General features: G+C 63.5%; 21 protein-coding genes. 12 read left to right on the top strand and 9 right to left on the bottom strand.

All coding sequences use genetic code 11. The features are described 5' to 3' along the window. Nucleotides 1-2: 2 nt before the first annotated feature. The 3 genes from NKH22_RS10320 to NKH22_RS10310 are packed head-to-tail and all read right to left on the bottom strand — an operon-like array spanning nt 3 to nt 4,743. On the bottom strand, nt 3-2,828 hold the full coding sequence (locus tag NKH22_RS10320) for a DUF4159 domain-containing protein (protein WP_023691600.1): 2,826 nt from the start codon (nt 2,826-2,828) through the stop codon (nt 3-5). Continuing rightward, nucleotides 2,825-3,739 (bottom strand): DUF58 domain-containing protein, encoded by a 915-nt coding sequence (locus tag NKH22_RS10315; RefSeq protein ID WP_023683683.1) that lies wholly within the window; start codon nt 3,737-3,739, stop codon nt 2,825-2,827. The genes NKH22_RS10320 and NKH22_RS10315 overlap by 4 nt, the downstream gene beginning before the upstream one ends. Next, the gene (locus NKH22_RS10310) at nt 3,739-4,743 is read right to left on the bottom strand and encodes an AAA family ATPase (protein ID WP_023670009.1); all 1,005 of its coding nucleotides are present in this window, start codon (nt 4,741-4,743) and stop codon (nt 3,739-3,741) included. Before NKH22_RS10310 ends, NKH22_RS10315 begins: the two co-directional genes overlap by 1 nt. A gap of 144 nt (nt 4,744-4,887) precedes the next feature. On the opposite strand from NKH22_RS10310, the gene NKH22_RS10305 reads away from it, so the two are divergent. Genes NKH22_RS10305 through NKH22_RS10295 form a run of 3 tightly spaced genes read left to right on the top strand, consistent with a single transcriptional unit; the run spans nt 4,888 to nt 7,417 of the window. Continuing rightward, nucleotides 4,888-5,517 (top strand): DUF1285 domain-containing protein, encoded by a 630-nt coding sequence (locus NKH22_RS10305; RefSeq protein ID WP_023670010.1) that lies wholly within the window; start codon nt 4,888-4,890, stop codon nt 5,515-5,517. After that, nucleotides 5,517-6,149 (top strand): CoA pyrophosphatase, encoded by a 633-nt coding sequence (locus tag NKH22_RS10300; protein WP_023691599.1) that lies wholly within the window; start codon nt 5,517-5,519, stop codon nt 6,147-6,149. Before NKH22_RS10305 ends, NKH22_RS10300 begins: the two co-directional genes overlap by 1 nt. Next, on the top strand, nt 6,146-7,417 hold the full coding sequence (locus NKH22_RS10295) for a CCA tRNA nucleotidyltransferase (protein ID WP_023691598.1): 1,272 nt from the start codon (nt 6,146-6,148) through the stop codon (nt 7,415-7,417). The genes NKH22_RS10300 and NKH22_RS10295 overlap by 4 nt, the downstream gene beginning before the upstream one ends. A gap of 6 nt (nt 7,418-7,423) precedes the next feature. Here NKH22_RS10295 and NKH22_RS10290 read toward each other — a convergent pair whose 3' ends face one another. From NKH22_RS10290 to hemF, 3 genes are all read right to left on the bottom strand, one after another. Continuing rightward, nucleotides 7,424-7,609 (bottom strand): DUF1059 domain-containing protein, encoded by a 186-nt coding sequence (locus tag NKH22_RS10290; protein WP_023670013.1) that lies wholly within the window; start codon nt 7,607-7,609, stop codon nt 7,424-7,426. A 231-nt stretch (nt 7,610-7,840) separates the two neighbouring features. After that, nucleotides 7,841-8,101 carry a DUF1344 domain-containing protein gene (locus tag NKH22_RS10285; protein ID WP_023691597.1) on the bottom strand — a complete coding sequence of 87 codons (261 nt, stop codon included), beginning with the start codon at nt 8,099-8,101 and terminating at the stop codon, nt 7,841-7,843. Between the two features lie 238 nt (nt 8,102-8,339). Further along, on the bottom strand, nt 8,340-9,254 hold the full coding sequence (gene hemF / locus NKH22_RS10280; RefSeq protein ID WP_023821609.1) for an oxygen-dependent coproporphyrinogen oxidase: 915 nt from the start codon (nt 9,252-9,254) through the stop codon (nt 8,340-8,342). A 275-nt stretch (nt 9,255-9,529) separates the two neighbouring features. Here hemF and NKH22_RS10275 point away from each other — a divergent pair, with 275 nt between their 5' ends. Next, complete coding sequence (locus tag NKH22_RS10275) at nt 9,530-9,787, top strand: hypothetical protein (protein ID WP_023683688.1); 258 nt, start codon at nt 9,530-9,532, stop codon at nt 9,785-9,787. Here NKH22_RS10275 and soxR read toward each other — a convergent pair. After that, entirely contained in the window at nt 9,784-10,230 is a 447-nt protein-coding gene (gene soxR, locus NKH22_RS10270) for a redox-sensitive transcriptional activator SoxR (protein ID WP_023691595.1), read from the bottom strand. The two genes, NKH22_RS10275 and soxR, sit on opposite strands and share 4 nt — an antisense overlap. Nucleotides 10,231-10,376: 146 nt before the next feature. Next, complete coding sequence (locus NKH22_RS10265; protein WP_352909475.1) at nt 10,377-10,835, bottom strand: tRNA (cytidine(34)-2'-O)-methyltransferase; 459 nt, start codon at nt 10,833-10,835, stop codon at nt 10,377-10,379. Between the two features lie 445 nt (nt 10,836-11,280). Between NKH22_RS10265 and NKH22_RS10260 the strand changes: the two genes are divergently transcribed. The 5 genes from NKH22_RS10260 to NKH22_RS10240 are packed head-to-tail and all read left to right on the top strand — an operon-like array spanning nt 11,281 to nt 16,295. Then, nucleotides 11,281-11,688, top strand: a complete 408-nt coding sequence (locus NKH22_RS10260) for a hypothetical protein (protein ID WP_023821607.1) — start codon at nt 11,281-11,283, stop codon at nt 11,686-11,688. A gap of 27 nt (nt 11,689-11,715) precedes the next feature. Next, complete coding sequence (locus NKH22_RS10255) at nt 11,716-13,611, top strand: ABC transporter ATP-binding protein (protein WP_352673265.1); 1,896 nt, start codon at nt 11,716-11,718, stop codon at nt 13,609-13,611. A 10-nt stretch (nt 13,612-13,621) separates the two neighbouring features. After that, nucleotides 13,622-15,505 carry an ABC transporter ATP-binding protein gene (locus NKH22_RS10250; RefSeq protein WP_023821606.1) on the top strand — a complete coding sequence of 628 codons (1,884 nt, stop codon included), beginning with the start codon at nt 13,622-13,624 and terminating at the stop codon, nt 15,503-15,505. Nucleotides 15,506-15,508: 3 nt separating this feature from the next. After that, a complete protein-coding gene (locus tag NKH22_RS10245) occupies nt 15,509-15,985 on the top strand; it encodes a GNAT family N-acetyltransferase (RefSeq protein WP_023821605.1) in 477 nt (158 codons plus the stop codon). Between the two features lies 1 nt (nt 15,986). After that, entirely contained in the window at nt 15,987-16,295 is a 309-nt protein-coding gene (locus NKH22_RS10240; RefSeq protein ID WP_023821604.1) for a DUF6665 family protein, read from the top strand. A gap of 21 nt (nt 16,296-16,316) precedes the next feature. On the opposite strand, the gene NKH22_RS10235 is transcribed toward NKH22_RS10240, so the two are convergent. Beyond that, nucleotides 16,317-16,661 (bottom strand): cupin domain-containing protein, encoded by a 345-nt coding sequence (locus NKH22_RS10235; RefSeq protein ID WP_352909474.1) that lies wholly within the window; start codon nt 16,659-16,661, stop codon nt 16,317-16,319. Nucleotides 16,662-16,975: 314 nt separating this feature from the next. Between NKH22_RS10235 and petA the strand changes: the two genes are divergently transcribed. Genes petA through NKH22_RS10220 form a run of 3 tightly spaced genes read left to right on the top strand, consistent with a single transcriptional unit; the run spans nt 16,976 to nt 19,792 of the window. Next, nucleotides 16,976-17,536 (top strand): ubiquinol-cytochrome c reductase iron-sulfur subunit, encoded by a 561-nt coding sequence (gene petA / locus NKH22_RS10230; protein WP_023670027.1) that lies wholly within the window; start codon nt 16,976-16,978, stop codon nt 17,534-17,536. Nucleotides 17,537-17,552: 16 nt separating this feature from the next. Continuing rightward, the gene (locus NKH22_RS10225) at nt 17,553-18,896 is read left to right on the top strand and encodes a cytochrome b (RefSeq protein WP_023670028.1); all 1,344 of its coding nucleotides are present in this window, start codon (nt 17,553-17,555) and stop codon (nt 18,894-18,896) included. Nucleotides 18,897-18,919: 23 nt separating this feature from the next. Beyond that, nucleotides 18,920-19,792: a cytochrome c1 gene (locus tag NKH22_RS10220; protein ID WP_023670029.1), complete on the top strand. Its 873-nt coding sequence runs from the start codon at nt 18,920-18,922 to the stop codon at nt 19,790-19,792. Nucleotides 19,793-19,807: the final 15 nt, after the last annotated feature.

Here is a 19,807-nt window from a genome sequence, read left to right as displayed (position 1 = left end):
GCTTACTGCCCCAGCCGTTCGAGCAGGATCGGCACGTGCACCTGGTCGGATTTGTAGTTGCCGGTCAGCATGTACATCATGATGTTGACGCCGGCGCGCAGCGCATAGATGCGCTGCATCGGATCCGATGGCACGGTCGGCAAAAGCGGGTCACCATTCTCGTCGACGGCCCAGGCGCCGGCAAAATCATTGGCGGTGATCAGGATCGGCGAGACGCCGTCGCCGACGCGTACCGGCCGATTCTCGGCATTGCTGGCCTCGAGCGAGGCTTCCACCCAGAGCGGGCTGCCGGAGAAGCGGCCGGGAAATTCGGGCAGGATGAAGAAGGATTTGGTCAGCACATGGTCGGCGGGCACCGGCTCCAGCGGCGGCACGTTGAGATTGCCGAGAATGTCGCGCAACCGTTCCGTCGCCGGGCTCGCCGAATCCGCACCGATGCCGTTGGCGAACTGGTCGCGCGTGTCGAACAGCACCGTGCCGCCCTGCTGCATATAGGCGTCGATGCGGGCGATCGCGGCTTGGCTCGGCATCGGCGCGGAGGGATCGATCGGCCAGTAGATCAGCGGATAGAAGGAAAGCTCGTCCTTCGAGATATCGACGCCCGCCGGCGCGCCCGGCTCGAGCGCGGTCTTCTCGATCAGGAAGCGGGTCAAGCCTTCGAGCCCTGCGCGGCTGATCGAATCGTCACCGGGCACACCGGTCAGCACATAGGCGATGCGGGTCTTGGCAATGTCCTCGATAGCGGCGGCATCGCCGGGCTTGGCGTCGTCGGCGCGGGCGAGGTCGGCATGGCCAAACAGCATGCCAAGGCCAAGCAGCAGCGCAGTTGTCGTTGCCGCGGCCGATCGGGCGCGGCGCGGCCGGCGCGAGATCAGCCCGCCCATCCAGAACACCGCCAGCGTGTCGAGCAGCATAAGCACAAGTGCCGCTGTGACCAGCGATCCCTTGAGGTCGCGCGATTCATCGAAAGCGTACTGGATATTGGTCACCGGCACTGTGAATTGCGGGCGCACCAGCGGCGCGAAGGCGGTGGCCGGGTCGAGCAGATTGTGGGCGAAAACGCCGGTTTCCGAGCCATAGAGGCCGGGCGGGTTCTCGAACGTCACCGGCAGCGAGCCGGCGCCGGGGACCAGCGGTCGCGCGTCCGGCGTCGGCGGCACCAAAGTGCCGTCGGCGGCTATCATGCGATAAGGCGCCAGCGACGTAGCAGCGGCTTCAGCGTTGGCAACCGCCGCACCCTGGTTGCGCGACAGTTGCACAATGCGCCGCAGCATCTCGACGAAGCTGCCGGAGATCGGCAGCGTCGACCATGTCGCTTCCGGGGTGATGTGGAACAGAACCAGCGTGCCCTTGCCCTTCTTCAACCCGGTCACCAGCGGGGTGCCATCGGCAAGAGTTGCCCAGGTGCGTTCGACGATGTCCGGCGTCGGTTCGGCCAACACCTGCCGGCTCACCGTGACCTCGGCCGGCGGTGCGAGGTCGGCGAACGGGCCGTTCTTCGGGAATTCGGTCACCGCTTGCGGCGTCGTCCATGACAGCGCGCCGCCAAGCGAGCGCTCGCCGGTGCGCAGCCTGACCGGCAGAAGGTCGTCGTCATTGCCGGCGGCGGCCAGCCGCGAACCGGCGAAGCGCACCAGCGTGCCGCCATTGTCGACCCAGTCGACCAGCCGCTGATGGACCTGCGGCGGAATGGTGCCGATGTCGGCCATGACGATCATCGCCGGCTTCTGGTCGAGAAGCTGCGGGATGGCGTCGGCGAGATCGACGCTCGACGGTTCGACCAGATCGGCGAAAGGCTGCAACGCCCGCCTGATGTAATAGAGCGGCGACAGAAGCGGCTGCGCCTGGTCGGCCTCGGCCTGCGATAAAAGTCCGACGCGGCGGCGCTTGGAGCTTTCGTCGAGCACGCGCACCGCACCTGCCTGGCGTTCGCCGTCGAGCGCGATCGAGGCGAAGTCGTTGCGCAGTTCGAACGGCACCCCCATCGTGCCGGTGGCGGTGGTCTCACCCGGCGCGAAGGTCAGCGTCGCGTCGGCGATGCGGCGGCCCTTATCGTCGAAGGCGCCGGCTGTGACTTGGGCCGGCGCCGGATCGCCGGGCGCGCGGATGGCGGTCAGGGCGAAGCCGTCGACCTGATTTTCGGCGCCAGTGAGCCCAGTCAGCGCCAGCCGGTCGGAATTGGCCCAGACGACGCGGGCGGCGTTTTTCGACAGCAGTGTGTTGAAGGCGGCCTCGTCGCCCTTTGCCGCAAGGCCGTCGGTGAGAACGGCAACGCTGGCGCCGGGCAAGGTTCCCAGCACGCCGGCGACGCGGGCATAGACAGCGGGTCGGTCGGTCGGGATCGGCCTCGGCTTGGCGGCGCGCAGCCGGTCGAGGGCAGCCGCCGCATCGAAGGGGCCGATCTCGGCGTTCGGCTTTTCGGCGGTGAAGGCGATGACGACCGGTACGCCGTTCGAACCGGCATCGGCGATCAGCCGCTGGGCGGTGGCGACGCGCTTGCCCCAGTCGGCGGCACTCGCCCAGTCATTGTCGATGACGAGCGCCAGGGCGGCGCCCTCGGCCGGCAATTTTTCGCGCGGATTGAAAACGGGTTCGGCTAATGCCGCGACAACAAGGGCTGCCATCAACAGCCGCAGCAGCGTCAGCCACCACGGGCTCTGCTGCGGCGTTTCCTCGCGCTTCAGCACGCGAGCGAGGATCTTCAGCGGCGGAAACATTTCGGACTGCGGCTTGGGCGGTGTGAGCCTGAGCAGCCACCAGATCACCGGCAGCGCGAGCAGGCCCCACAACACCATGGGAGCGCCAAAGGAGAGCGGCAGCCAGCTCATGCGCCGGCCCTTCCCACGAATGCGCCATCGGCGGTCATCGCCATGTGGATGCGCACCAGCGCCTCGGAAGCGAGGCGATCAGTGTGGTTGACGGTGTAGCTCCAGCCGAGGCGCTTGCACCAGCTGGCCATCTCCTGGCGGCGGGCGGTGTAGAGCAGGCGGTATTCGTCGCCGAGCATTTCGGCGCGGCCGGCGGTCAACTTGTCGCCGGTCTCGGGATCGGTGAATTCGGTGCGGCCGGCATAAGGAAAGGTCTCCTCCGCCGGATCGGCAACCTCGATCAGATGCGCACGCACGCCATGCCGCGCCAGCACATCGAGCCATTCCATGGTCTCCTCGACCGGGTCGAGGAAATCGCTCACGACGACGATGTCGCAGAAGCGGCGGATGGCGGACAGGTCAGGCTTTGCTGGCAGGTCCGCGGCGTGCATCAATTGCGCTGCGATGCGCTCGGCGCCGTTGCGGGCGGTGAACGGATCTGTCAGGCCGGGCCATGCGATGCGCTCGCCGCTGCGAGATAGCAATTCGGCCATGGCCAGTGCCAGCACCAGCGCGCGCGATTCCTTGGAAACGCTGGCGCCAGTCGATTTGTAGAGCATGGAGGGCGAGGGGTCGGCCCAAAGCCACACCGTGTGGGCTGCTTCCCATTCGCGGTCGCGCACATAGGTGTGGTCGTCCCGGGCCGAACGGCGCCAGTCGATGCGCGAGGAATCGCCTTCGACATAGGGGCGGAACTGCCAGAAATTCTCGCCGATGCCGCGCTTGCGGCGGCCATGCCAGCCGGCAATTACCGTATTGACGATACGGCGCGCCTCGACCAGCAGGTCCGGCACCAGCGAAGCCCGCAACCGGCCCCTGGCGAGCGCGTCGCGCGTCGCTGCCGGTGCCTGGACTTCGCCGATACGCGCCATCAGATTCCTTTGGCCAGTTTCGCCACCACGTCGCGCACGGTCGTGCCCTCGGCGCGCGCGGCAAAGGTCAGCGCCATGCGGTGCTGCAGCACTGGTTCGGCCAGCGCGCGGATATCGTCGACCGACGGCGCCAGCCGCCCGTCATAAAGCGCGCGCGCACGGGCGCACAGCGTCAGCGCCTGGCTGGCGCGCGGGCCGGGACCCCAGGCGACATGCTTGTCGGTCTCGGCATTGCCCTGGCCGGGACGCGCCGAACGCACCAGTTTGAGGATGGCGTCGACGACGCTTTCGGGCACCGGCATACGGCGGATCAGCGTCTGGATTTCCCTCAGCCGCGCCGGCTGCAGCACGTTTTGCGCCTTGGCGTCCTCGATGCCGGTGGTCTCCAGCAGAATGCGCCGCTCGGCCTCGATTTCGGGATAAAGGATGTCGACCTGCATCAGGAAGCGGTCGAGCTGCGCTTCGGGCAGGGGATAGGTGCCTTCCTGCTCCAGCGGGTTTTGCGTCGCCAGTACATGGAAGGGCGCGGGCAGGTCGTGGCGAATGCCGGCGATGGTGACGTGATATTCCTGCATCGCCTGCAGCAGCGCCGACTGGGTGCGCGGCGAGGCGCGGTTGATCTCGTCGGCCATCAGCAATTGCGCGAAGATCGGGCCGGAGATGAAGCGGAAGGAGCGCTTGCCGGCCTCGTCCTGTTCCATCACCTCTGAGCCGAGAATGTCCGACGGCATCAGGTCGGGTGTGAACTGGATGCGGCGCGAATCGAGGCCGAGCACGACACCGAGCGTTTCGACCAGCTTGGTCTTGGCAAGGCCGGGCACGCCGACCAGCAGCGCATGGCCGCCGGCAAGCAGCGCCACCAGCGTGCGCTCGACCACCACTTCCTGGCCGAAAATGACACGGCCGACGCCGTCGCGTACCCTGGAAATATCGGCCAGCGCCGTCTCGGCCTGGGCGATCATGTCCTTTTCGCTGATTGGGCTTTCCTTGACCATTACGCTCATGCCGCATCGATCCTTGTGCTGGAAGTACCGGCTTGCACTGTAGTGCCTTAGAATGCCGCGATTCGGCTTCGCCTGGCGCCTACGAATGAATTTAAATCACAGACTTAGGCTGACAAGCGGAACAACAGTGACTATTTCGTGACCATGACGGAACGCTCCGAACATCGCGAACACAGCCTTGCTGCCGCAACCGAGGCGCGCGGTCTCGAAGCGTTGATCTCGCGTGCGGCTCGCGCCGGCAAGGGCGCGGCGCCGGTGGAGCGCTGGAATCCCGACTTTTGCGGCGATCTCGACATGGAGATCAAACAAGACGGAACGTGGTTCTATCTCGGCACGCCGATCGGCCGCATGCCGCTGGTGCAGCTGTTTTCCAGCGTGCTGCGCAAGGACGAGGATGGCAGGACCTATCTGGTGACGCCGGTCGAACGGGTCGGCATCCGCGTCGTGGACGCGCCTTTCATCGCGGTTGAAATGGATGTTTCCGGCGCCGGCGCCGAGCAGACCATCACTTTCCGCACCAATGTCGGCGATGTCGTCGAGGCCGGACCTGGCCATCCGCTGCGCTTCGTCGACGAGAACGAGACCGGCGGCCTGAAGCCCTATGTGCTGGTGCGCGGGAGGCTGGAAGCGCTGGTGGCGCGGCCGGTGATGTACGAACTGGTCGAGCATGGCGAGGAGATCGATATCGGCGGCAAGACGATGTTTGCCGTACGCTCGAAAGGCGAAATCTATCCGATCATGCCGGCGGAAAAACTGAAGCGGCTGAGCGCATGATGGATCAGGTGAGGCCGCCGCCGTTTTCCACAGCGGATTTTCGCGCGCGGGTCGCGGCGCAAGCTGAAGCCCATGCCGGCGACGATTATGGCGATCATCGCTTCAACCCCGGCCATCCACGGTTGACGCAGCTCAAAGCGCTGCGCGACGCCGCAGTGCTGATCCCGGTCGTCGATCATGGACGCGATGCGACCGTGCTTTTGACCAAGCGGGCGGAAAAACTGCGCAGCCATTCGGGGCAGGTGGCTTTTTCCGGCGGCACCATTGATCCCACCGATGCGACCCCGGAAGCAGCGGCCTTGCGCGAGACATTCGAGGAGATCGGCCTCGGCCATGACCGCATCGAGATCATCGGCCGCATGCCCGATTATGTCGCCGGCAGCGGCTATCGCATCGCCCCGGTGCTGGCGGTCGTGCAGCCCGGTTTTACGCTGTCGCTCAATGCCGACGAGGTCGATGCCGCCTTCGAAGTGCCGCTCTCGTTCCTGATGGATCCGGCCAACCACACCAGGGACAGCCGCATGTGGAACGATCTGGAATGGTTCTTCTACGATATGCCCTATGGCGGCCAGCGCATCTGGGGCGTCACCGCCGGCATCATCCGCACCCTCTATGAAAGGCTCTATGCTTGAGTGATCCGGTATCGCTGGCGGGCAGAGCCGACTGGCTGGGTGAAAAGCATCTGCAGCGGCTGCTTGCCGTGCTGGCGCAGGGCGGCGAGGAAGCCCGCATCGCGGGCGGCGCGGTGCGCAATGCGCTGATTGGGCAGCCGGTCGCCGATATCGATGTTGCTACCACTTGCCTGCCCGAGGAAACCGTTCGCCGGGCCGAGGCGGCGGGCTTCAAGGCGGTGCCGACCGGCATCGAGCACGGCACGATCACGGTGATTGCCGGCGGCGCGCCCTATGAGGTCACCACGCTGCGCGCCGACATCGAGACCGATGGCCGCCGCGCCAAAGTGTCGTTCGGCCGCGACTGGAAGGCCGACGCCGAACGGCGCGATTTCACCATCAACGCGCTCTATGCGGAGGCTGACGGGACGGTGGTCGACCTGGTTGGCGGCGTCGGCGATATCGAGGCACGAAGGCTGCGCTTCATTGGCGATGCGGAGCAGCGGATCCGCGAAGACTATCTGCGCATCCTGCGTTTCTTCCGCTTTTTCGCCTGGTATGGCGAGGGTCGGCCCGATGCCGAGGGATTGAAGGCCTGCGCCCGGCTCAAGGACGGTCTCGCCCATCTCTCGGCCGAACGCATCTGGTCCGAGCTGAAGAAGTTGTTATCGGCCCCAGATCCGTCGCGCGCCTTGCTGTGGATGCGCCAGGCCGGCGTGCTCACCAGCGCCCTGCCGGAAAGCGAGAAATGGGGCATCGATGCCATTCATGGGCTGACCAAGACAGAAAAGGATCTGGGCTGGGCGCCGGACCCGCTGCTCAGGCTGGAGGCGATCGTGCCGCCCGATGCGGAGAGGATGAAGACACTGGCCGAGCGGCTGAAACTTTCGACCACTGAGGCGGAGCGCCTGCGCCACTGGGCGCTGACGGCTGCCGTCGAGCCCAAGACAAGCGAAGCGGAACTGGCCAAGAAACTCTATTCCGGCGAGCGCCAGGGTTTTCTCGATCGCCTGCGGCTGTCGCTGGCGTCGGCGCGAGCGCGGGCTCTCGAGGACAATGACGCGCTGGTTCAGGCCGGCGGGTTTTCGCGCCTGCTCGCTTTTGCGCTGAAATGGGAAAAACCGGTGTTCCCAGTCAAGGGCGGCGATCTGACGGCGCTTGGCGCGTCGCCGGGGCCAATACTCGGTGCGATTCTGAAAAACCTGGAAAAGGAATGGATCGGGTCCGGCTTTGCGCTCGATCGCGACGCGCTGCTGGAGCGCGCCGCGGAAGCCCTGAAGGCCAGATAGGACTGCTCAGGCCGCGTCGCGAACTTTCTCGATGCGCGAGCGGATCGCCTCGATCATCGTCTCGCGAATGACCGTTTCGCCATGTGTCTCGCGCATATGGTCGACGGCGCGGCGCATGACCTCGGCTTCCTCACCGGCACGGGTGTGCCACTCACAGCCGGGAACCAGCGAGCCGCAATGGAATTCCTTCATGGGGTTTTCTCCTTTTCCTCCTTGGAGCCTGTGCCTCTCATGGGCACACGAAGCTCCGCCATCTCTGTTCCGCGCCCTGTCACAGCAGTCGGTTTCGGGGGCACGCACGGGGGAGCTAGCATAACACGGTTCGACGGTTTTGGTTGCCGTGGGTGCGAAAAGGCGGAGCAGCGCTGCTCCGCCCCCTCTTGTCAGGCTAAGCCAAGGCAAGACCGTTCGGTCTTGTCCCCATCACTTCACGATCTTGACGGACTCGGCAACCTTGTTCTTGCCGCTCATGTCCCAGGAAACGCGGACCTTTTCGCCGGCCTTCAAGCCTGGATCCTTGAAGGTCTGGGGCAGCGTGAAGGTGGATCCATCGTCCAGAACGAGGCTCATGGCCGTGCCATCATAGGTCTTGACCGTGCCCGTGGTGTGCTTGACCGCGGCAAAGGCAATCGAGCCGGAAGCGAGAAGGGCAGCGGCGGCTGCCGAAACAATGAGCTTTCGCATGTAATACTCCTGGAAATGCGGGCATCCGTTTGGAAAATGCTCCGCCTTGTTCAGGGCCGTCCGGTAGCGTCGTGTCGCGGTTCGGGACTGAACCGCCGGCGCTTCCCGGCCCGAAACGACAAATAGTCGTTTTATTTCAATTGCCTATTAGACGAAAAAGATAATGGCGATGCCACATTGGCTGCCCAGATTCGGCGAATGGGACGTCAATGCGGCTCACGTTTCGCTCACCGATTTTTTACGGCCACCTGACCTCCGGCGGCAGGCTGGACAGGATCGAAGCGACATTGCCGCCGGTCTTCAGGCCGAAGATGGTGCCGCGATCGTGAAGAAGGTTGAATTCGACGTAACGGCCGCGGCGAATGAGCTGCTCGTCGCGGTCGTCGTCGGTCCAGTTCTCGTTGAAATGGGCGCGAACCAGGTGTCCGTAGACGACAAGGAAAGAACGCCCGACATCCTGAACGAAGTTCAAATCGGCATTCCAGCCGCCTTTCTCCTCCCCCGAATGCAGCCAGTCGAAAAAGATGCCGCCGACGCCGCGCGGCTCGTGGCGGTGCGGCAGATAGAAATACTCGTCGCACCAGGCCTTGAATTTGGGGTGGTCGGCGATCGCAGCGTTCTTCTCGCAGGCGAACTGCATGGCTCGATGGAAGGCGACCGTGTCGGGGTGATCTTCCGTGCGGTTGCGGTCGAGCACCGGCGTCAGATCGGCGCCGCCGCCAAACCAGTGGCGCGACGTCACGACCATGCGGGTGTTCATGTGCACGGCCGGCACGTTGGGGTTCCAGGGATGCGCGATCAACGAAATGCCTGATGCCCAGAAGCTCGGGTCTTCCTCGGCGCCGGGCATCTGCTTCCTGAATTCGGGCGAGAATTCGCCATAGACGGTCGAAGTATGGACGCCGACCTTCTCGAAGACGCGGCCGCGCATCATCGACATGGCGCCGCCGCCGCCCTTTCCATTGTCGCGTTCCCACGGCGTCTTCTCGAAGCTGCCGGGCGACCATTCGGCCAGTGGTCCCTGCAGTTCCTGTTCGATCTGCTCGAAGGTTGTGCAAATGCGCTCGCGCAGCGTCTCGAACCAGAGCCTAGCCTTCATTTTCTTCTGTTCGATGTCGGGTGGCAGGCCTGCCGGTATTTCTGGTCGTTCCAAAATGCTGTCTCCGGTCGCGGCCGACAAAGGACCTAGTGGAGTGAATTTGACATTTGCACACAGCGTGGCGCAGGGCACGATGCAAATGTCAAATTCGAAAACTCCACCAGAAACATAAACTTGCTAGCGGTCCTTGTGATTCCAACATTCGCAACGGCGCCTGGGGACTAGGGAGGCGAATGTTGGAATCGGACCACTAGCCTTTTCCGGGCGCGATCCCTAATCTCCTAGGGGCAAGGGTCAAGTGTCATCTGGTTCGGCCCAGGAGTTCTTTCATGCGCACGCCGGCAAGACCGCCGCTGCATGGCCTGAAGAAAAGGCTCGATCGTTCACGCGCCGAGCGCGAGCGCATGCCGCGTGACGGGTTTTTGCGCGAGACCTTCGTCCTGCCGCGCCCGGATGCGCGGCTCAAGGCCAAGGAATGGTTCGAGCGTTTTCCAAAGCAGGCCTACTGGACCGAGATCGAAAGCTGGTTCGAGCGGCCGGGCGACGTAATCGAATTCACCATACGGCGGCTGCCCGCGGCGGATTAGGATTCCACAAGCAGTCGCCTTGCGCCCGGCCCTTGCGCACTCAAGCGATCTTCCCTGTTTCGCAGCGGGCATTTGTCGATCGACATGCAGCCGCAGCCGATGCAGTCGGTAAGGCCGTCGCGCAGCTTCTTTAGCTGAGTGATCTTGCGATCGAGGTCGTCGCGCCAGCCGGTCGACAACAGGTTCCAGTCCTCGCGCGTCGGGGTACGGCCTTCTGGCAGCGATTCAAGTGCGGCGCCGATCTCGGCCAGCGAGATGCCGACCTCCTGGGCGATCCGGATGATTGCCACCCGCCGCAGCACGTCGCGGCCATAGCGCCGCTGGTTGCCCGACGTGCGGTGGCTGCGGATCAGCCCGCGCGCCTCGTAGAAATGCAGCGCCGACACCGCCACGCCGCTGCGCATGGCCAACTGGCCGACCGTCAATTCCTTTACCGGAGCCATCTCGATTTTCCGCTTGACCTCAACTTAAGTTGAGCTTGTAGCCAGGAAATGTCGATAGGGTAATTGAGGAGAAGGCGATGTGCGCCTGGGTGAGAATGATGCAAGACGCAACGGCCGTTGGCGATGACGACAACGCGTTGAAGGGTCTAGCCGAGTTGCCGGATGGCTTCACCGGCGACCATGGCGACGGACAGCGCGACGTTGATGCTGCGCGTGCCCGGCTGCATCGGGATCGTCAGCCGCGCATCCGCCGCCTGATGGACAGGATCCGGCACGCCGGCGGATTCGCGGCCGAACAGCAGGATGTCGCCTTGGGCGAAGCTGAAGCCCGTATAGGGGGTCGCGGCTTTGGTGGTGAGCAGCACCAGCCGGCAGGCTTCGCCCTTGCGCCAATCCTCGAAGGCGTTCCAGTCAACATGCCGGGTCAGGGCAGCCATTTCGAGGTAGTCCATCCCGGCGCGCTTGAGGGCTTTGTCGGAGAGCGGAAAGCCGGCTGGTTCGATGATGTCGACGCCAAGGCCGAGGCAGGCGGCGAAGCGCAGGATTGTGCCGGTGTTGCCGGCGATGTCAGGCTGGTAGAGGGCGATGCGAAGACGGTGGTTCATTTCCGCGTCTTTCTAATAAGTGGCAGATCGGCCACAGCGGGTGGCTGGTTTTGGAAATTGCTGGACCTGCGGGTGGCCATTTTCTGCGAAGTCGATTATACCGCACGCATTGTCAACCCGAACCGATGGAGGGGTATTTCATGATGACCATGCACATCCAGCGCCCCTCCCGTGGGCTTACCTGCCTGCTGGCGGTTTCGGTACGACGATTTACCTGATCTCTTAGATCTGATCGCACCGATTCCCGCCGAACCCAATTTTCGGCTCTCGAAGGAATCCTGCGATGTTTTTCAAACGGTCAAAGGGGCCAAGCGCCCCAGCTGAGCATGTCGCGACCGAGGCCTATCCTCGTGTCCCGACGGATGCAATCCGTGCCTCCGGCCGAAGGCCGGCGCACGACATTGCTTCGCCTTTTTATGTCTATTTTCACACGGAGGACGGACCGATGTTCGATCCCTATAAGATACCTGGTTCAAGAAGCCTGCACGAACGCAAGACGGCGACCTGGGCGTTGCTAGTCGGCGAGACCTATTCGTCGGCGGTTCATGCCGAGACGCGCCGGCGTCCGCATCGCGGCATGTTGCCGGATGTCGATTTCTCGCGTGCGGTTCCCGACCACAGCCGGCCGTCGCTGGTGCGCCGGATCATCCGGCTGATCCGGCCGGGCGCGAAAAACCGGACTGGCGGCGGCGTGCCGTCAGCACAGTCGAAGGCTTCTGTCGGTGAAAAGCCCGCAAGTCCCTATATTGCGCGAAGCAGGACCGATGGCCCGGGTGATTCCGGGCCGTCAGTCCCCGCCGACGTACGGTCTGGGGAGGCGGAGCGCCCCGGGGATTTTTCCCGCGCCGCATGAGCGGACAACAGTTTTGTGAGCATCACTATGTTTAGCTGGTTTGAAAGAAGGCTCGATCCGTTCCCCGCAGCGGAACCGGTCGAGCCGCCGAAGACGCTGGTTGCCTTCTGCGTGCATTATACGCGCGGCGCCTGGCCATACATCATCGTCGACGCGGTGCTGGTGACGGCGATTGCCATCGCGGAAGTGTGGATGTTCGGCTTCATGGGCCACATCGTCGACTGGCTGTCCGGGCAGAACCGCGAAACCTTCCTGCAGACCGAGAGCTGGAAGCTTGCCGGCATGGCCTTCGTCGTGCTGTTCGCGCTGCCGGGTACGGTATGGCTGCATTCTTTGCTCAACCAGCAGACGCTGATGGGCAACTACCCCATGCGCATCCGATGGCAGGTGCATCGTTATCTCTTGAAGCAGTCGATGAGCTTCTACCAGGACGAATTTGCCGGCCGCATCGCCACCAAGCTGATGCAGACGGCACTCGCCGTGCGCGAATGCGTCATCAAGGTGATCGAGGTGCTCAATTACGTCATCGTCTATTTCCTCGGCATGCTGTTCATCGTCGGCTCGGCCGACTTGCGGCTGGCGGCACCTCTCGGCGTCTGGCTGCTCGGCTATATCGGGTTGTTGCGCTATATCATCCCGAAGCTGGGCAAGGTCGGCGAGGCGCAGGCCAATGCGCGCTCGACGATGACCGGCCGCGTCGTCGACAGCTACACCAACATCCAGACGGTCAAGTTGTTTTCCCATGCACGGCGCGAAGCAACGTTCGCCAAAGAAGGCATGGCAGGCTTCCTCGACACGGTCTACCGGTCGATGCGGCTGGTGACGGTGCTTTACGGGCTGCTCTATATCCTCAACGCGCTGCTCCTGTTTTCGGTGACGGCGACGGCGCTGTGGCTGTGGCTCGGCCAGGCGGTGACGATCGGCGCCGTCGCCGTGGTCATCGGCCTCGTGCTCCGCATGTGGGGCATGTCGCAGTGGATCATGTGGGAAATGTCGAGCCTGTTCGAGAACATCGGCACGGTGCAAGACGGTATCGCCTCGATCTCGCTGCCGCGCCTGGTCGAAGACCGGCCGGGGGCGAAGGACATTGCCGTCACCAAGGGCGAGATACGCTTCGACGACATTCGTTTCCACTATGGCAAGCAGAAGGGCGTCATCGAGAACCTATCGCTGACGGTGAAGCCCGGCGAGAAAGTCGGCATTGTCGGGCGCTCGGGCGCGGGCAAGTCGACGCTGGTCAATCTCCTGTTGCGGTTCTACGACCTCGAGAACGGCCGGATCCTGATCGACGGCCAGGAGATCGCTTCGGTGACGCAGGATTCGCTGCGCTCGCAGATCGGCATGGTGACGCAGGACACCTCGCTGCTGCATCGTTCGGTGCGCGACAACATCCTTTACGGGCGGCCCGATGCGACGGAGGAAATGCTTGTCGAGGCAGCCGGGCGGGCCGAGGCGCTGGAGTTTATCGGCAGGCTTTCGGATCACACCGGACGTAAAGGGCTCGATGCTCATGTCGGCGACCGCGGCGTCAAATTGTCCGGCGGCCAGCGGCAACGCATCGCCATTGCTCGCGTTATGTTGAAGGACGCACCGATACTTATCCTTGACGAAGCGACGTCGGCGCTGGATTCCGAAGCCGAGGCCGCCATCCAGGAGAATCTCTACAAGCTCATGCAAGGCAAGACCGTCATCGCCATTGCGCACCGGCTGTCGACCATCGCGGCGATGGACAGGCTCGTCGTCCTCGACAAGGGCCGTGTCATCGAGGAAGGGTCGCACGAGGAACTCGTTGCCAGCGGCGGGCTCTACGCGCAGCTCTGGCAGCGCCAGTCGGGCGGGTTCCTGCTCGACGACGGTCCGGTCGATGCCGCCAATGACGCCGTTGCCAACGACATCGGCGTGAAGGGTGAAGCCGCAGAGTGATGACGTCAGCATGATGACAGCCGTCTATCGCTGGTTCGAGGACTGGGTCTATCCGTTCAGGGAGCCGGCGGACCTTCGGCCACCGCCAAGCGTCGGCGGCTTCCTCTGGCACTATGTCGGCCAGGCGAAGTTCGCCTTCTTCGCCATGCTGGTCATCGGCGGCATCGCGCCGCTGATCGAGGCCGGGCTGTTCTACTTCGTCGGGCGGCTGGTCGATATTCTCGACCAGCTTCCTGGCGAGCGCAGCTGGCATGCGCTGTGGACCGCCGCCGGGCCTGAGCTTGTTTTCATGATCGCAGTGGTGCTGGTCATCCGCACCGTCGTCGTCGGCCTGTCGGCGCTGGTCAACGAACAGACGATCACGCCGGGCTTCTACAATCTGGTGCGCTGGCAGGCGCACCGGCATGTGTCGCGGCAGTCCTACACTTTCTTCCAGAACGATTTCGCCGGCCGTATCGCGACAAAAGTCTGGCAGGCGGGGCAGGCGACCGGCGACCTGATGGAGAGCTTCATCGAGGTCATCTGGTTCATGCTCATCTATACGGTGACGACCTTGGCGCTGGTCGCCGGGCTGGATCTGCGCCTGGCCGTGCTGGTGGTGATCTGGATTCTCGCTTTCGCCTGGCTGGCCAAGCTCTATCTGCCCTCGATCCGCAGGCATGCCGAGGCCACGGCTGAAGCGGGCTCGATGATCAATGGGCGCATCATCGATTCCTATTCCAACGTGCAGACGCTGAAGCTGTTCTCGGCCGACGGCGACGACCGCTACATCCGGAACGGCTTCGACATCTATCTCGATGCACTACGGCCCTTCACCCGCCGGCTGACCGGCGTGCGCATGGCGCTGACGACGCTGTCGGGCATCATGATCACCGCGATTGGCTGCTTTGCCGTCCATCTCTGGGTCGAAGGGTCGATCACCGTCGGCGCCGTCGCGTTCACGCTGTCGCTGGTCTTGCGGCTCAACATGCTGCTCGGGCGCGTGATGATGCAGCTCAACGGCATATTGCGAAATCTCGGCGTGCTGGAAAACTCCAAGGCGCTGATCTCGCAGCCGCTTGGCCTTGTCGATGCGCCGGATGCGAAAGAGCTTGTCGTCGCCGGCGGCCGCGTCGAGGTGAAGAATGTCGAGTTCCACTACGGCAAGGGTTTTGGCGTGCTGAATGGCATCGACCTTGTGGTCAAGCCTGGCGAGAAGGTCGGGCTGGTCGGGCCGTCCGGTGCGGGCAAGACGACGCTCGCCAATCTCATCCTGCGCCTCTACGACCTCGAGAGCGGGAAAATCCTGGTCGACGGGCAAGACGTCGCCGAGGTGACGCAGAACTCGCTGCGCGCCAATATCGGCGTGGTCAGCCAGGAGACGGCGCTGTTCCACCGCTCGCTACGCGACAACATCAAGCTCGGCATGCCGGATGCAACTGACGCCGAGGTGATCGCGGCGGCGAAGAAGGCCGAGGCGCACGAGTTCATATTGGGCCTGCGCGACAACCGGGACCGTACCGGCTACGAGGCTTTTGTCGGCGAGCGCGGCGTGAAACTGTCGGGCGGCCAGCGCCAGCGCGTCGCGATCGCCCGCGTCTTCCTCAAGGATGCGCCGATCCTGATCCTCGACGAGGCGACCTCGGCGCTCGATTCCGACATCGAGGCGGCGATCCAGGAGAATCTGGCCAGGCTGATGGAGAACAAGACGGTCATCGCCATAGCGCACCGGCTGTCGACCATCGCCGCGCTCGACCGTCTTGTGGTGCTGGACGGAGGCCGCATCATCGAACAGGGCACGCATGACGAGCTGGTGGCGCTCGACGGGCTCTATGCGCGGCTGTGGAAGCGGCAGTCCGGCGGCTTCCTCTACCACGAGGAAAGCGTGCTGGAAGAGACACGGCCGGCGGAGTAGGGCATGGCAGCGTCGCCTGATATCGGCTACGTCCTCAAGCGGCTGCGGCCAACCGCGCCGGCCTTCGATGCGCTGAAGGAGGAGAGCCGGCTGGAGGGCTACTGGATGCTGGTGCGGCTGGCGGATGGCTGGGCAGGCGGCTGCAATAAGTTCCTGAAACGAGGCGAGGCGCTGTTTGGCGCATGGCATGGCCGAGAACTCGCTGGTGTGTGCGGGTTGAACATCGATCCTTATTTCGAAGGCAGGGACCACGGCCGGGTCAGGCACCTGTTCGTCAGCGCGCGTCATCGCCGCAGCGGCATTGGCCGCATGCTGGTCGAGACCGTCATTGACAGGGCACGTCAGCATTTTGCCGTGCTGAACACCCGCGCGCCACAAGAAGCCTTTGGGTTCTATGAACGGCTTGGTTTCCAGCCGGTGGTGAGCGAAGAATTCGTCACGCACCGCATGATGCTCTCTCAAGACAGAAAAGGAGGCTGAGATGTCACTGCATCCGCCATCCCTAGGCGCCTCGGCTGCCGAAGCCGCGTTCGACGCCCTCGGCCATGAGATACTGGCTGAAAAGGCCGCAGCGCTCGGCCGTGCCGGCCAACGGGTCGAGGAAACGCTGGCCAAGCTCCGTCAGAACAACGGCGACGAGGAGCAGCGACCGCGGCTGCTCAAGGAGGCTGCCGCGGCGGTGCACGCCTATTTCATCCAGCGTGAACTCTGCGGCCTGCGCCGGCATGAGTCGGTCATCCGCGAATACGATATCCCAAGGGCCGTGCTGGTCAGGCTCGGTGCAAGCTGAAAGCCGCCGGCCGGCAAACGATCATTCCAGCCATTCGGTGATGAAGCTGCCGTTTTCGTGGATGTCGGTCGTTTCGAGCGGGCCTGGGCCAAGATTGGTGAATTTGTGCGGCGTATCGGGAGGGACGATCAGGATCTGGCCGGCCGTGGCCTCGATCTGCTGGTCGCCGATCGTGAACAGGCCGGTGCCTTGCCGGATGATGAATATCTCACAATAGGGATGCGTGTGCAGGCGCGGGCCGCCGCCAATCTCTTCCTGATAGTTGAAAATCAGGCCGGAGTTGGAGCCGTAGGCGCCGCATTGCAGTTCGCCCTGCCAGCGGCCGGACGTCCTGGTCCAGGTCTCGCGGTCGATAATATGTGCCATGCCGGCGAGACTAGATCACGGCAACCTGTCCTGTCGAGACAGGTGGGGAGCCTCGGATTTGCTGATATTTCCCTGTTGTTTAGCCGCCTTTGCCGACCTTTGGGCATCTGGCCAACTGACGCGCTGTTCTGTCCCCGCGACAATCTGCCCTTGTGGCCTCAGCCCGCTGGACAAAAACGGGCTTCACGCATAAACCGAAATCCAAATGCCGGAGGAATTCGCTAGCTTGTTCGCCATGCGCTGTCGGGCCGGCGCGATGGAGCGGGGACAAAGCTCGGCCGCCGGCTCGGAAGAGGCGAAAGGATCAGGCACCCGTGAGCGCAACCGACACCCAGGATCCCAACCGTCGTGATTTTCTCTACGTCGCCACCGGCATGGCCGCAGTGGTTGGCGCAGGCGCCGTTGCCTGGCCCTTCATCGACCAGATGCGCCCTGATGCCTCGACGCTGGCGCTGGCCTCGGTCGAGGTTGATGTCGCCTCGCTGACGCCTGGCATGTCGCTGATCGTCAAATGGCGCGGCAAGCCGGTCGTGGTGCGCAATCGCACCGAGCAGGAGATGAAGGACGGCGAAGCCGTGAACCTTGCCGATCTCAAGGATCCTATTGCCCGCAACGCCAATCTGCCCGCCGATGCGCCGGCGACCGATGCCAACCGCACCACGCCCGGCAAGGAAGCCTGGATGGTGATGGTGCAAGTCTGCACGCATCTGGGGTGCATTCCGCTTGGCCAGGAAGGCGATTTCGGCGGCTGGTTCTGCCCGTGCCACGGTTCGGTGTACGATACCGCCGGCCGCATCCGCAAAGGCCCGGCGCCGGAAAACATGGCCGTGCCGGTATTCAAGTTCATTTCCGATACCAAAATCCTTATCGGTTGAGGCAGGGGATAATTCGATGAGCGAGGGACACTCGACCTATACGCCCAAGACCGGTATCGAACGCTGGTTCGACGCCCGCATGCCGCTGCCGCGCATGGTCTATGACAGCTTCATCGCCTATCCGGTGCCGCGCAACCTCAACTATGCGTGGACCTTCGGCGGCATCCTCACGATCATGCTGGTGGCGCAGATCCTGACCGGTATCGTGCTCGCCATGCACTATACCGCCGACACCAATCTCGCCTTCAATTCGGTCGAGAAGATCATGCGCGACGTCAATTCCGGTTGGCTGTTGCGCTACATGCATTCCAACGGCGCCTCGTTCTTCTTCGTCGCCGTCTACATCCACATCTTCCGCGGGCTCTATTACGGCTCCTACAAGGCGCCGCGCGAGCTGCTGTGGATCCTCGGCTGCATCATCTATCTGCTGATGATGGCGACCGGCTTCATGGGCTATGTGCTGCCTTGGGGTCAGATGAGCTTCTGGGGCGCCACCGTCATCACCGGCTTCTTCAGCGCCATTCCGCTGGTCGGCAACTGGATCCAGGAACTGCTGCTCGGCGGTTTCGCCGTCGACAACCCGACGCTCAACCGCTTCTTTGCGCTGCACTATTTGCTGCCGTTCATGATCGCCGGCGTCGTCGTGCTGCACGTCTGGGCGCTGCACGTGGTCGGCCAGTCGAACCCGACCGGCATCGAGGTGAAATCGAAGACCGACACCGTTGCCTTTACGCCCTATGCGACCATCAAGGATGCATTCGGCATGATCGTGTTCCTGTTCTTCTTCGCCTATTTCGTCTTCTACCTGCCGAACTTTCTCGGCCATCCGGACAATTACACGATCGCCAACCCGCTGAAGACGCCGGCCCACATCGTGCCGGAATGGTACTTCCTGCCGTTCTACGCGATCCTGCGCGCGATCACCTTCAACATCGGGCCGATCAACTCCAAGCTCGGTGGCGTGCTGTGCATGTTCGGCGCCATCGTCATGCTGTTCCTGGTGCCGTGGCTCGACACCTCCAAGGTGCGCTCGGCGGTCTACCGGCCCTGGTACAAGCTGTTCTTCTGGCTGTTCGTCGCCGACGCTGTCCTGCTTGGCTGGCTTGGCTCGCAGCCGGCGGAAGGCGGCGGTCTGTTGACCCTCCTGATAGGTGAGGTCTCGGGCAACTACGTTGGCTACGCTCAAGCGGCGACACTGTTCTACTTCGCCTTCTTCCTCGTCATCCTGCCGGTGCTTGGCCTGATCGAGACGCCACGCAGATTGCCGAATTCGATCACCGAGGCGGTGCTTGAGAAGAACAAGGGTGCCGGAGGGGGACATCCGGCCGGTGCGACCGCCGCGCCGGAAACCAAAGGCTGAGTGAGAATCTAAGGGGATTTGGCATGAAAAAGATTCTCACCTCGCTCGCCCTGCTAGGCGTGTTTGCCGCTGGCATCGGAGCCGTCGGCAGTGTGGCGATCGCCGCTGAAGAGGCGCACAACGCGGCGGCACCGACGCATTTCCCGATCCACGAGCCGAAGGAGATGGACTGGACTTTTGCCGGTCCGTTCGGCACCTACGACAAGGCGCAGCTGCAGCGTGGCTTGAAGGTCTACAAGGAAGTCTGCTCGGCCTGCCACTCGATGAATTTGGTGGCGTTCCGCACGCTGGAGGACCTCGGCTATTCGGAAGCGCAGATCAAGTCCCTGTCGGCCGAGTACACCATCCATGATGGACCCAACGATGCCGGGGACATGTTCGACCGCCCGGGCAAGCCGTCCGACCATTTCCCGGCGCCGTTCGCCAATGAGGAGGCGGCTGCCGCTTCCAACGGCGGCGCTGCCCCACCGGATATGTCGCTGCTAGCCAAGGCGCGCGGCGTCGAGCGCGGCTTCCCGCGCTTCGTCTTCGATATCTTCACGCAATATGCGCAGGGCGGCCCGGACTACATCCATTCGCTGCTGACCGGCTACGACGAGACGCCACCTGCCGGCATGGTGATCCCCGAAGGCACCCACTACAATCCATACTTCATGTCCGGCGTGTCGCTGAAGATGCCCAAGCCGCTCTCCGACGGCCAGGTGACCTACGATGACGGTTCGCCGCAGACGATCGACCAGTATTCGCGCGACGTCTCGGCGTTCCTGATGTGGGCGGCCGAGCCGCATATGGAAGACCGCAAGAAGACCGGCTTCCGCGTGCTGGTGTTTCTGCTTCTGTTCGGGGCGCTGATGTATCTGACCAAGCGCAAGGTGTGGGAAGGCGTGGCGCACTAAGCCGCATCTTATTCC

This window comes from Mesorhizobium sp. M1252 (genome assembly GCF_040318265.1).
Classification (GTDB): Bacteria; Pseudomonadota; Alphaproteobacteria; order Rhizobiales; family Rhizobiaceae; genus Mesorhizobium.
Note: the sequence above shows the minus strand (reverse complement) of the source record. Positions and strands in the feature narration are given on the sequence as shown.